The 12,418-nt window shown below is 55.3% G+C and carries 11 protein-coding genes and 1 pseudogene; 7 read left to right on the forward strand and 5 right to left on the reverse strand.

Annotation, left to right across the window (positions count from 1 at the left end; genetic code table 11):
• Window position 1: 1 nt before the first annotated feature.
• Together AC0Z42_RS24670 and AC0Z42_RS24675 are read right to left on the reverse strand one after the other, a co-directional pair.
• A complete protein-coding gene (locus AC0Z42_RS24670) occupies window positions 2-340 on the reverse strand; it encodes a DUF1643 domain-containing protein (RefSeq protein WP_485470786.1) in 339 nt (112 codons plus the stop codon).
• A 73-nt stretch (window positions 341-413) separates the two neighbouring features.
• A complete protein-coding gene (locus AC0Z42_RS24675; protein WP_139143001.1) occupies window positions 414-686 on the reverse strand; it encodes a hypothetical protein in 273 nt (90 codons plus the stop codon).
• Window positions 687-991: 305 nt separating this feature from the next.
• On the opposite strand from AC0Z42_RS24675, the gene AC0Z42_RS24680 reads away from it, so the two are divergent.
• Window positions 992-2,698 carry an ATP-dependent nuclease gene (locus AC0Z42_RS24680; protein WP_070289357.1) on the forward strand — a complete coding sequence of 569 codons (1,707 nt, stop codon included), beginning with the start codon at window positions 992-994 and terminating at the stop codon, window positions 2,696-2,698.
• Complete coding sequence (locus AC0Z42_RS24685; protein WP_070289359.1) at window positions 2,691-4,124, forward strand: DEAD/DEAH box helicase family protein; 1,434 nt, start codon at window positions 2,691-2,693, stop codon at window positions 4,122-4,124. The genes AC0Z42_RS24680 and AC0Z42_RS24685 overlap by 8 nt, the downstream gene beginning before the upstream one ends.
• A gap of 242 nt (window positions 4,125-4,366) precedes the next feature.
• On the opposite strand, the gene AC0Z42_RS24690 is transcribed toward AC0Z42_RS24685, so the two are convergent.
• Entirely contained in the window at window positions 4,367-4,624 is a 258-nt protein-coding gene (locus AC0Z42_RS24690; RefSeq protein WP_070289361.1) for a hypothetical protein, read from the reverse strand.
• 128 nt (window positions 4,625-4,752) lie between these two features.
• Window positions 4,753-6,600, reverse strand: coding sequence for a hypothetical protein (locus AC0Z42_RS24695; protein ID WP_070289363.1), 1,848 nt, complete (start codon window positions 6,598-6,600; stop codon window positions 4,753-4,755).
• Window positions 6,601-7,187: 587 nt separating this feature from the next.
• On the opposite strand from AC0Z42_RS24695, the gene AC0Z42_RS24700 reads away from it, so the two are divergent.
• The 5 genes and pseudogenes from AC0Z42_RS24700 (at window position 7,188) to AC0Z42_RS24720 (ending at window position 11,509) form a co-directional block, all read left to right on the forward strand.
• Window positions 7,188-7,343: a ParB N-terminal domain-containing protein gene (locus tag AC0Z42_RS24700; RefSeq protein ID WP_175445181.1), complete on the forward strand. Its 156-nt coding sequence runs from the start codon at window positions 7,188-7,190 to the stop codon at window positions 7,341-7,343.
• Window positions 7,344-7,595: 252 nt separating this feature from the next.
• Entirely contained in the window at window positions 7,596-7,961 is a 366-nt protein-coding gene (gene tnpA / locus AC0Z42_RS24705; protein ID WP_485470787.1) for an IS66-like element accessory protein TnpA, read from the forward strand.
• Window positions 7,958-8,305 (forward strand): IS66 family insertion sequence element accessory protein TnpB, encoded by a 348-nt coding sequence (tnpB, locus tag AC0Z42_RS24710; RefSeq protein ID WP_038492299.1) that lies wholly within the window; start codon window positions 7,958-7,960, stop codon window positions 8,303-8,305. Before tnpA ends, tnpB begins: the two co-directional genes overlap by 4 nt.
• A gap of 29 nt (window positions 8,306-8,334) precedes the next feature.
• A pseudogene (gene tnpC, locus AC0Z42_RS24715) lies at window positions 8,335-9,879 on the forward strand (IS66 family transposase).
• A gap of 461 nt (window positions 9,880-10,340) precedes the next feature.
• Window positions 10,341-11,509, forward strand: a protein-coding gene (locus AC0Z42_RS24720) for an IS3 family transposase (RefSeq protein ID WP_485470788.1) whose coding sequence is annotated in 2 segments (ribosomal slippage) — window positions 10,341-10,605 and window positions 10,605-11,509 — 1,170 coding nt in all. Because the reading frame shifts where the segments join, the coding sequence is not laid out codon by codon here.
• Between the two features lie 225 nt (window positions 11,510-11,734).
• On the opposite strand, the gene AC0Z42_RS24725 is transcribed toward AC0Z42_RS24720, so the two are convergent.
• A complete protein-coding gene (locus AC0Z42_RS24725; protein WP_485470789.1) occupies window positions 11,735-12,043 on the reverse strand; it encodes a hypothetical protein in 309 nt (102 codons plus the stop codon).
• Window positions 12,044-12,418: the final 375 nt, after the last annotated feature.

Genomic DNA, 12,418 nt, shown 5'->3' on the forward strand with positions numbered 1-12,418 from the left:
TTCAAAATATCACCGGAGTGAGGTTTCCTGGAAGGTACAGCGGATGGCCCGGATGGCCAGCCTGGGTCTTGCGCAAGCAGTACAGATTCGGCACCACGGCACGCACCGCTTGGTCGCGCCCAAGGTGAGTGCCGTTGGTGCCCCAAGCAGCCACCGCCACGCCGGCGCCGCGCGCAAGTTCAACAAGGTGCTTGTCATTCTCTGGTCCGATTGGGTCTACTGCGGCCAACATGTCGGTAGGCTTGGTCGCGCGGAACGCGAACAGATTGGTCATGCAAAGCGCGCCATAACCCCAAGCTTTTGCGAATGCCAAGCAGCGCCGAATTGTTGGGTCGTCCAAAACCTCGTCAGCCGCTCGAATTCAATCCAATGAACATCGCGTAGCCCTCATCGCTCAGGCTGTCGACATTGCGTCATAGCGTATAGCGGTAGGTACGGTAGGGCGAAAGGATCGTTTCTCGTGTGTTCACATTTCCATATTTGTTGATTGCGTCACATTCGGCCATCGATTTCCAACCAAATTTGCCCCGATCCCCGCACTCGTATTTGGTCTTGCCGGTCCAGCGATCACTACGAATTCCACTGTGTGCTGAGAACTCGTAATGAAACGTCGTTGCGATAACAACAGCCGCAATCACGATGGCGTCGGCCAGATTCGCTGCGCTACTCGTAAGGTCGGCGCGCATGCTCACCAAATCCTGTGGAACTTTCGCGCGCGAAAGTTATACGAAGAACGTCGCAACTCAGTCTCATTGAACGTCCCACTCATTCTCATGCAGCGCCACCGCTCAGCTTGTGAGATTTCGCGTATTTTTCACATAAGCAAGATGTTATCCTCTAGTCATCGGCGGAGCTCGGCCAGTAGGGGACCAAGCCAATACAGCGCTCGTGAAGGGCCGCGCTGAGCCAACTCACCCGTTCTGTGCCGCCTGGGTGAGGCACGATCTAGGACGTTGTATTAGATAATTTCAAAAATTGAGGATTTCGCTACGTGAAAATTAGAAGAATAACGATCAAGAACTTTCGCGGAGTTAAAGAGCTTGAATGGAGCCTGCCGTCAACGGATATTTTCTGCTTGATTGGCAAGGGCGACTCGTCCAAGTCCACCATTTTGGAGGCTATTCGCTACGCTTTTTACCCTCAATGGAATCCAACTTTTACCGACGCGGATTTCCACCAGTGTAAGGTTGCAGACAGCATCGTCATTGAAGTTACCTTTGGCGACTTGGATCCTGACTTCTGTTCTTTGCAAAAATATGGTCAACATCAACGGGGCTGGGATAGCGCAACTCAGAAGCTCTTTGATGAATCCGCTGATCACCTTGAGGCTGTCCTGACGGTTCGGCTGACTGTCGGCAAAGAACTGGAACCCAAATGGGTTATTTTTACTGACCGCACCCCTGAAGGCGTGACGTTCAAGCAAGCAGATCGCAACAAGGTCAGTGTAGGGCTCATTGGTGCTTACAGTGAAAGGCAGCTATCGTGGGCGACTGGCACGGCGCTGGCGAAACTGACCGAAGCCCAAAGCTTGAACGAACTCCTTGCCACGGCCTCACGAACTGCCCGCACGTCGCTAGACGTCGACCGCTTGGTAACGCTAAAGAACTTTGACGCCGCTGCTGAGAAATCGCAGGACATAGCCAAGCGCTTGGGTGTGCCGGTCAATACCGCATACCAAGCGCACTTGGATTTGAGTTCCATCAACTTGAAGGTAGGAGGCTTGGCGCTGCATGACGGTGACATTCCGCTGCGTCAGTTGGGCTTGGGCTCTCGTCGCATGCTCCTATGCGGGATTCAACAAGTAGGCTTGGACGAAGGACACGTCACCTTGTTTGATGAAGTTGAATTTGGCTTGGAACCGCACCGGATTTCTCGTCTGATCAAGCACGTCAGAGAGGACAAGCGAGGGCAGTATTTTTTGACGACGCATTCCCCGGTTGTGCTGCGTGAGCTTACTGTGAAAGAGCTTTACATCGTCCATAGCAAGGCCGGTGTCGTTAAGATCATTCCTGCCTTTTCTGAAAGCTTGTCGGAGCACGAAGCGCAAGGAAAAATTCGATCAAGTGCAGAAGCATTCTTGGCGAAAAAGGTCATTGTCTGCGAAGGTGCCACTGAGGTTGGATTTTTGAGAGGCTTTGACGACTACCAAGTCGGGAAGGGCGGCGATCCGTTCTCCTATCATGGAGTCGCCCTGCTTAATGCAGGAGGTGCAAGCAACGTCAAAGGGCTTGCCAAAGCATTCAAGACTTTGTGGTATGACGTAGCGGTCTTGGCAGACGCTGACGCACCGAAGCTGTTTTCGCCAGCAGACGAAGAAGAGCTTCGCAAACTGGAAATCAATGTTTATGCGTGGAGCGACATGCTGTCGCTTGAGGAAAGAGCCTTCCAAGATTTACCTTGGCCTAGTATAAAAGCAAGCTTAAAACTTGCGCAAGACGATCTGCATTTTCCGGTATATGATAACGTGCGATCCAAGCTTCATAAGGAGCTAAGCCAAGACATAAACGAATGGGAGGGCGGCCCAGAGATTAGAGTGGCGATTGGTAGTGCCGCAAAAGGCAGCGGCTGGTTCAAAGACATTACGCGAGGCGAGAAGTGGTTCTCTACTATCAGCCCAACATTTGAAGATCCAGTTTTTTCAAAAAAGGACATGGCAGTCAAGTTGGCCTTACTCTGGAAATGGGCTTCCAATGTCTGACGAACTGGCAATCACGCTGGGGAACTGCACCACCAAAGGGTATATAATTGCCCCTGCTGGATATGGCAAGACCCATCTTATTGCCATGGCTGTCAAGACTGCCACGAAGCGGCAATTGATATTGACGCATACGTTCGCTGGCGTGAATTCACTCAAGGCCAAGATGGCCGCTCTGAAGGTGCCCACTGTACAATATCAGGTAGATACAATCGCCAATTGGTCCTTGCGACTGTGCTTGGCCTACCCCAAGGGTTCAGGCTGGAAGGTGGACAGCCCTTCAAGCAAGCAGTGGGACAAGCTCTATGAATCATGTTCGGGCCTGCTGACCATGGCGTTCATACGACACATTGTTCTCTGCAGCTATGCCGGCTTCTACGTGGACGAATATCAAGACTGCTCAGACCTTCAACACAACCTTGTGTGTACGTTGGCCGACATCTTGCCATGTCGTGTCTTGGGTGATCCTATGCAGGCTATCTTTGACTTTGAAAATGGCCAGAAGCCTGTTGACTGGGACATCAGCATTTATCCCCACTTTGAGTGTCTTGGTAAGCTGGAAACGCCTTGGCGGTGGGATAACGCAAAAGCACCTCTGCTTGGTGCCTGGTTGAAAAAGTCCCGTGAGCGGTTGGAACAAGGTCTGAAGCTTGACCTTGTTAATGATGTGCCGATAAGCGTAAGGCGAGTTTATACTGGGGCGGACTTCATTCCTCAAAAACAGCACACGTCGCTCATGAAGCTTTTAGACGCCCAAGGCACGGTCATCGCTCTTCACGGAGGCGACCAACGGTTCAAGGAAAAGACTCACGCTCTGGCTCGTATGTTGGGTGGGAAGTTCTCTTCTATTGAAGAAGTTGAGGGGAAGGCGCTCCACTCCATTATCAAGAAGCTGGTCACTGCGAAGGACACGAAAGCGGCGTTCCTTCATGCTTTGGATTTTGCCAAGAAGTGTTTCACGGGGGTAGACAATGCCCTTGCAGCAGGAACGAAAAAAGGTGAAGTCGCCAAGCAGATCAAGACGACTAAGTATCCGCTCATGTTGCAGGCGGCGAATCTTTATCTGGGTGATCCCACGACGAAAAACCTGAACGCCTTCTTTCTTAAACTCAAGGAAAATCCAGAAACGTCCCCATTCAGAAGAGATTTGCTCTATCGTTTCCTGAATGTTTTGAAAATGCACATTGACGGTGACGGCGACACTTTGAGCGAATCAGCGAAGCTCTATCAACGTGACATGAGGCATACTGGTAGGCCCATTCGTCATACAAGGCTCATTGGCACGACATTGTTGGTTAAAGGCTTGGAGTATGACCATGCAGTAATTTTAGACGCAGATAGTCTTGATGCCAAAGACCTATATGTCGCAATGACCCGTGGAGCCAAAACATTGACGATCATTTTTTCAGGCAATCCGCTTCCAGCTTAAGTGCTCTCAACAAACTTCTTACTTATTCGGATCGCAACAAGCCCATACACTAGACCATTGGGACCGCCCGCACCGGCACCTACGGAAGCAGTCCTTCGCCGCCGGCCCCCCCCCCCCCCGAAAATTCCGCGCGACGGATTTGCGACTATGTTGGAGTGACGGGAAACCTCTTCCGGCCAATTTCCTATGCGTCCTCGGGGTAGCATTGCCCCCGAGTTTCGCTAGTAGCAGGGCAACCAGGCTTAGCGTTTCGCTGCGCCTGAAATAAGGGATGAGAAGGCGACCATATAATCGTCGTAGCGTCCTAGTGGTTTCACGTACACCTTGGCTACATCTTGCGTCTTGTAGTCGCGCTCGGTAAGCAGCACTTGGTAATACTGGCCGTCGACCACCAAGATTTCTCCCTGACGCGGAAACGGGTGCAGGAAGATCGGGCCGGCCAGCAACTCCGTTGAGCTAGCATCGTGAATGCCGACGCGAACCACTTCAGTTTCAGACATTGAATTCTCCAAGAGATAAGGGATTTCAGGATAGTTATTTTTGAGGCCGTCGGCTACAAATTTCTACCGTCGGTCGGCCCCGTTTTTCTAAGAAGATCACCGCCCTCGCATGCATACTTCCTGCACCCCTATAGATGTTTCGACAGCGCAGCCAACAGCAAGGCTTCGGAAGCGACTGGTTTGGCACCAAGCTGCGCTTTGATGCGGGCCTGCACGTGGTGCTGGCGATCAAAGAATTCACGCGGGGTGCGTAATGTGTCGATCTTTTGCAGCGAAATCAGGAAGGTGTCGAGTAGGATTTTCAGATACGACTCAAGGTTCGCGCACAACAGGGCAACTTGGGGGACGCGTCCAGCACTGTGAACGATATCGCATCGCGCACGGTAGATCCGCTGGATTTGCCAACGCACCGCCCTCTCATGCCTGTCCAATGCTTCCAGCTCCGATTTTGGACTCTCCACCTTTTTGAACAAAGAAGCAAAATAGTGCTCGGCGTACGGGCTTTTGCTCTGGGCAGCGGCCATGGCCCCACGCTTGAATCCTTGATCTTTACAGTACATCAGTAACTCTGGAAGGCGACAACTCACCAGATCCGGTTGCGTGCCGTCGCTGAGAATTAGTGGCGCATCAAACTCCAACAGTGCTAATCGTAACGAATTCAAATGCTTTGGCAAATAAGCCAACACGACGGTAGGGTAAAGCGCGCGTTCGACCGCATCGCCGATACCGCCGCCGCTGGCTTTGACCAAGTACTCAAGCGCTGTCCACCATTGCACCAGTTTGTTCTCCAGGTTAGCAGTTTCCGCTCCGGTTCGGTACAATCGAAACGCCGCATAGATCCGGTCTTTGGAGTCTGCCTCCAACGTACCGCTTGCGACGAGATTGCGCAGCTGTTCCATGAACGTTTGAAACTGTGCTGGCGTGACCTCACGCTTTTCGTTCGGTACGGTTTTCGCAATCTCGAGCGCCACGTGATGAGTGGCTTTTTGCACCAGAAAGCGATCAGACAACGAAAAATTCTGCTTGATAAAATCGTAGCGAAGCACATCCAGTACCTGCTCGATATGCTCTGCGGCACGCATCCCGGCAATCCGACTATCATTAGCCTCGACGGTCATGGTAGCGAAGATCCGTCCTGGAGCCGCTTGAGCCACACGCCTGACGGGCGCCGAGGAACTTTCCGATACCCGCAGCGCTTCCGGACTGAAAACAATGTCGCCTACCCTGTTGGGTAGTTCAGCTCCAGTAGCGACCTGGTTGATCGTGAAAGTGATTACGTAATCCTTGGGTGCGCGCGCGACACGCGCAAACAACCAGCGCAGGGCCCGAGCGAAGTCATACGCTTCCCCCTCCGGGGTGTGCTGGCTGTCCTGGGCGAATGCTCGACGATAAAGCTGAAATAACGACTCGAAACTCCAACCGACACTGATCAGATGACTAAGCATCTGTCCCGTGATCTGCACAATATTCTCGGTTTGGTCGTCCTGCGCTAGCGGCGCTGCGTCTGTGAGTTGCGCCGTCAACCAATCAATACAGGCACGCAGAAACACTTCGTTCAAAGCCGATTCCATCTCGCGACCAAATGCGAGAATCATCGCATGAGACGTCACCCCGTTATCCTTGATGTCGGCAGCAGCCTTGTTCTCCACTCCCTCGTCACGCCTACTCTTCTTACCCCATTGATCCAACAACAAAATCAGTTCGTCGGCGATCTCACCCAGCGCACCCTGCCGAATGAGAAGTGACGTGGCGAGCAGCTCAACTGCCTCGGCGATGATCTTGGCTCGATCACGGTCGTTAAAAGGTTGAACGGTAAAGCTGCGTACTAGTTCGTTGATCACATTAACCGGGTTCATGGTCCTAACACGGAACGCATCGAGCGAATATTCGTGTACCAGGTTGAACCAGACTTCCCCAAACAATCGCTGGCGTGTTGTCAGATTCAATTCGGGTTTGATCTTGTTATCGAAGCGCATACTGCATAAAGTTGGTGAATAAAGTGTGGTAGTATATCGCTATGTCATCGTAATGTAGACAAAAGATCAAAGGGGTTAGGTTTTAACGGTCTGTGATAAGTTCCGCGTTACTATCCTCCCCAACTATTCGACGGCCCGCTTCTTGCGGGCCGTTCTCATTTCCGGTTGGTCATTGTATGTGCCCAATCCGTCGCCGCTGCCTGTAGCTTGTCCCCTGGTGCTGGCGCGGCGCCGCGCTTGTGCTCTCGCACCTGCAAGGCAGCAATCGTCATCGGGGCAGCCCGGGATTTGACGGTGAGGCGTAGGCGGTCGTGGAGGTCGACTCCCAGCGGTTCCTGCAGCTATTGTGCCGGCCGGGCAGCACCCATCCGGAGGTGTCGCACCAAAGCCACGCGACCTTGCCGCTGGACCGCAAGTTCCCTTGGCCTGACCGGCATTTTGCGCAGGGCCGTGCCAACCGGTGCCGCTGGCCACCGTCAGCTGTGAGCTGCGACGCTTGGAAACGCCAGTGCGGGGTCGCTGGTTGCTGTGGAAGGTGCTGACGTGCATCGACGTGACCGAGCACCCGGTCCTCACGTTCACCGACGGTGTCCACCCACACCATCTGGCTGCTGACTCACTGCGTAAAGGCCATGCCGGTCAAATGCCCGATGGCTGACGCGGCACGGCTGCAGGCGCTGGCCGGTGTGGATTGCGGCCAGCCGGTCGCCGTCGGTACCCTGTTCAAACAAAAAATGGATTGAAACCGTTGGTTCGATCAGCGGCAGGGGAGTGGCACTGGCACCTGCGGCAGACTGCAGCACCACGTGGAAGTGCCGGCATGCCGTGCAGCTACCTGGGCGTGGACCATAGCGCGGGTGCGCGCTGGTTGCGGGCGGCCAAGGGCAGAGGAGGGCGACAGTCGCCGAAGGCGTAAGCGTCTTCCCAGCGCCGTCTATCTTTAAAAGTCCACATATCCCAAAGTAGTTCCCGTCACTTTTTTGTTGGGAATCACTTTGGACACAGATAAAACGGCAGGCAACCGCAAGGGCCGCCCCAACTATCCGGCTGACTTCAAACGGCGTCTCGCCATCGAGGCTTGTGCACCTGGTATCTCGGTGTCGAAGTTGGCGCAGCAGAATGGCATCAACGCCAATATGCTGTTCAAGTGGCGCCGTGAGTTGCGTGCCGATTTGTTCGAGCCGGTCGCACCGGCGCTGCTGCCGGTGCATATTCAGCCTGCTACGACACGGTCGCCGTCACTGCACATGGCTGAGCCAAGCGGCATGATTGAAATCATCATTGGCGATGCCGTCGTGCGTCTGCATGCCGGCATCGACGCAGCGCTGCTTCAGCTCGTCTTGCAAAGCCTGCTGCCGTGATTGGCTTGCCGGCGGGCACGCGCATCTGGATCGCAGCCGGTGTGACCGACATGCGCTCTGGTTTCAACGGCCTGGCGGCCAGGGTGCAAACGGCCCTGGACGAAGACCCGTTCAGCGGTCACGTATTCGTGTTCCGTGGCCGGCGTGGCGACATGATCAAAGTACTGTGGTGGAGTGGTGATGGGCTGTGTTTGCTGGCCAAGCGGCTTGAACGCGGCCGCTTCGTCTGGCCGCAGGCTACCAGCGGCACGGTATTGCTATCGCAGGCACAGCTGTCGATGCTGCTCGAAGGCATCGACTGGCGGCGCCCCGAGCGCACCTGGCAACCATCATCGGCCTTGTAAACGTCGGCGCCCTCGCGTAAACTCGGCCCATGCTCAACCTCGCCGACCTGCCCAACGACATCGATGCCTTGAAAGCATTGCTGCTCGCGCAGCAGCAGGTCGTCGCCGGCTTGACTGAGCAGCTCAACACGCGCGCCGTCGAGATCGAGCATCTCAAGCTGCAGATTGCCAAATTGCGGCGCATGCAGTTCGGCCGCAAGTCGGAAAAGCTCGACCGCCAGATCGAGCAACTGGAGTTGCAACTGGAAGACCTGCAGGCTGACGAGGGCGAAGCGGCGCGCGAGATGCCAGCGGCCGATCAGGCGCCGCGCAAGAAATCGGTGCGCCGTCCCTTGCCGGATCACTTGCCGCGAGACGAGAAAATGTACCCGCCGCCAGGCGAAGCTTGCCCCGCCTGCGGCGGTGGTCTTCACCCCTTGGGCGAGGACGTTGCCGAACAACTCGAATGGATACCAGGCAGTTTCCGCGTGATCCGCCATACGCGTCCAAAACTGGCCTGCAAGTGCTGCGATACCATCGTGCAGGCGCCTGCGCCAAGCCGGCCGATTGCACGCGGCATCGCCGGGCCGGGCTTGCTGGCACATGTGCTGGTGGCCAAGTTTGCCGACCATCTCCCGCTGTACCGGCAGTCGGTGATATATGCCCGCGAAGGCATTGAACTGGAGCGTGCGCTGCTGGCGAACTGGCTTGGTGCCGCCAGCGCCTTGTTGCACCCGCTGGTGGACGCAATCCGACGCCATGTGCTTGCTGGCATCAAGCTGCATGCCGACGACACGCCGATTCCGGTGCTGGCACCGGGCAATGGCAAGACCAAAACAGCGCGGCTGTGGACCTACGTGCGTGACGATAGCGCTTGCGGCGACACCACGTCGTCGGCGGTCTGGTTTGCCTACACGCCGGACCGCAAAGGCATCCATCCGCAAACTCACCTGGCCAACTTTAAGGGCGTGCTGCAGGCCGATGCGTATGCCGGTTTCAATGCACTCGATGTCGACGGCACGATACAGGAAGCGGCATGTTGGGCGCATGCGCGCCGCAAGTTCCACGATCTGCATGCAGCCAGGCCATCGGCCATCACGACCGAGGCACTGCGCCGGATCGCCGAGCTGTATGTGATCGAGGCCGAGATACGCGACAAGCCGCCGCATGAACGACAGCAGGTGCGCCAGCAACGATCACCACCATTGCTCGACGACTTCGGCAGCTGGCTACGCGCCACGCTTGAAAAGCTGTCGCGCAAGTCGGACACGGCGGCCGCGATCCAGTACGCGCTCAAACTGTGGCCGGCGCTGCTGCGCTACTGCGACAACGGCATCATCGAGATCGACAACTCGGCCGCCGAGCGCGCCCTGCGCGGTGTCGCCATCGGCCGGCGCAACTATCTGTTCGCCGGTGCCGACAGCGGCGGAGAGCGTGCCGCCGCCATCTACTCGCTGATCGTCACGGCCAAGCTGGGCGGTGTTGACCCCGAGGCCTGACTGCGCCATGTGCTGACCAACATCGCCGATCATCCGGTCAACCGGGTCGACGACCTCCTGCCCTTGAACTGCGCCGCGCAGCTCCCTTCGGCTTAAACAACACGCCACTTCCCAGCGGTGTGATGCCATCATCTTCTAATTCATTGCCGGGTTCAAGACGGTGCTGGCTTGACGCTTAAAACCACATTTACTTTCGCCGCTTACAACCTGACGCGCATGGCGACGATCTTTGGCTGGCGGTTATCGGCGGTGGTGTGATAGCTCCGTCCAGGGCAGATGAAAAGGGCTAAAAGTGCCAAAAATCAGACTGAAAAGTGGCTAAAAACTGGTTTTTAGGCAGAATACGGGTTACAACCCGAAAAATCCGTATTTCTGGCGACAAAACCCGAAGGGCTGGGTGCCTTTTTCCACACCCTGTTAGTTGTGTGAAATGTCACAGAACGCTTTGTCAGTCCTTTGTGCGTAAGGATAAGTTTGATGGTGTAGGCCACGAACTGTGAGGTACCCTGACTTTTTCGGACACTCTAGTTTGGTAAACTTCACCAACTGGAGAACTTATGACACGCTCAAAAACATATACACCGGAGCTTCGGGAAGAAGCGGTAAAACTGGTCCTGACACAAGGCCTGACGCTGGAAGACGCCGCGTTGCGTCTCACCATTCCCAAGGGTACGCTAGCAAACTGGGTCAGTGCGGCAAGGCGCGGCACGTCGCCCAAAGTGGCCCCTGGTAGCCGCTCCGTGCCGGAGCTTGAGGCTGAGGTAACCAAGCTGCGCAAAGAGCTTGCCGAGGCACGCATGGAGCGCGATATCGTAAAAAAAGCGGCAGCGTACTTTGCGCGGGAGTCGCTGCCAAGTACGCGGTCATGAAGACCTTGCGACTCGAATTTCCTGTCACCATCATGTGCCGCGTCTTTGGCGTCTCGCGCAGCGGTTTCTACGCTTGGGCGAACAGCAAACCGTCGCAGCGGGCGCAGGACGACGCACGCCTGAAGGTCGCCATCGAGGCCGTGCACGCGCAGAGCCGGCAGACTTATGGCCCGTTGCGCATGCAGCCGGAACTGACGGCGCAAGGCTTTCCGGCCGGCCGTGATCGTATCGTCCGTCTGCGTCGCGAGCTCGCCCTGCGCTGCAAGCAAAAGCGCAAGTTCAAGGCCACCACGAACTCGAACCATGACTTGCCGGTGGCCGACAACCTGCTCAATCAGACTTTCGCGCCGACCCGGCCGAACGAAGCCTGGGTGACCGACATCACCTATTTGGCGACCGGCGAGGGCTGGCTTTACCTGGCCGGTATCAAGGACGTGTTCACCTGCGAGCTGGTGGGCTACGCGATGGACGAGCGCATGACGCAAACGCTGACGGCAACGGCGCTGTGGAAGGCCGTGCGCAACAAACGCCCCGCGCCGGGCCTGATTCACCACTCCGACCGTGGCAGCCAGTACTGCGCCCATGACTATCAAAAACTGGTGACGCAGTTCGGCATGAAGCCGTCCATGTCGCGCCGGGGGAACTGCTATGACAACGCGCCCATGGAAAGCTTCTGGGGCAGCCTGAAAAACGAGCTGGTGCACCATCAACGTTACGCGACCCGGGCCGACGCGAAAGCCGCAATACAGGAATATATCGAAAGCTTTTACAACCGCCAGCGACGCCATTCGCGCCTTGGCAATGTTCCGCCCGCGTTGTTCGCTGAAAAATTCAGCAGACAGCCACGGGTGGCTTGAAACAAGAGTGTCCGCTATTGACAGTACACCTCAGTTCAAGCATTGCTTGATGACTTCTCTATGGCCAATCGCTGCGGCCATCCATACGATGGCCGTGAGCGAGCAGCGCGAACAAAAATGAGCAACAGTCCCGTTGTTTAAACGTCCATGTAGCTCTCAATTTTTCGTCATTGATGGAACATTATCACACGTCGAAGTACCTTTTTCCATATGTTTGATGAGACGTCAGACAACTGTCGTTTCAGTCGTATGGCGACTGGTCTCTGACATATCTGTTGCAAAGCAAAAATCGATGTGACGCATCAAAGTGGTATAGCAAATATTGACTATCGCAGTGGCGCTGCCGTTTTCAAAGTGTAATTTTTCGCCATCTTTTAACAACCATGCAGAGGTAACCAACGCATCGAACGGTGGCGCCGAGTTCTGTACATCAATCCTAAATTTCTTGCCACCCAGCGACTTTGCATCGCGGAAAGCCATTCTAGTTCGTTCTGTGTAGCAAAAAACATATGCTGGCGCAAAAGTCGCTGACATCTCTACTCTCCATCGCTGCTAGAGCGATCAAATGGCCACAAAAAAGGAATTATATCCCTTTCGCAAGGTTTTAATAATTGCAATCTAATGCTGGGTGGGGGAGGTCTCGAAATTGGATTCTGGTAGACAAGCAGCGCGTTCCCAAGTTGGGCGGGCGTTGAGCACCGGTGGGTCTAATCGCGACTGGCGTCCATCCTGATGCCCTAGGCGATTGCAATCGGCCACGCGTGCGAAGCCTCATGTTTCTACAAAGGCAAGGATCACAGCCGCAATCGTCAAGCAAGTCAATTTGATCTGGATAAAGAAATTGGAAATTTTTCCAGTGCTCAACTGTGCTTGCATCAAACGGTGCTAGACTTGATTTAATTGTAAATT

This window comes from Janthinobacterium sp. 1L-D-8-B-C4 (assembly GCF_057291295.1).

What these genes read in the sequence shown, in the direction of transcription:
- AC0Z42_RS24695 (WP_070289363.1), bottom strand. Translation starts at nt 6,600, where the DNA reads ATGCGCTTCGATAACAAGATCAAACCCGAATTGAATCTGACAACACGC.
- AC0Z42_RS24690 (WP_070289361.1), bottom strand. Translation starts at nt 4,624, where the DNA reads ATGTCTGAAACTGAAGTGGTTCGCGTCGGCATTCACGATGCTAGCTCA.
- AC0Z42_RS24725 (WP_485470789.1), bottom strand. Translation starts at nt 12,043, where the DNA reads ATGTCAGCGACTTTTGCGCCAGCATATGTTTTTTGCTACACAGAACGA.
- AC0Z42_RS24675 (WP_139143001.1), bottom strand. Translation starts at nt 686, where the DNA reads ATGCGCGCCGACCTTACGAGTAGCGCAGCGAATCTGGCCGACGCCATC.
- AC0Z42_RS24685 (WP_070289359.1), top strand. Translation starts at nt 2,691, where the DNA reads ATGTCTGACGAACTGGCAATCACGCTGGGGAACTGCACCACCAAAGGG.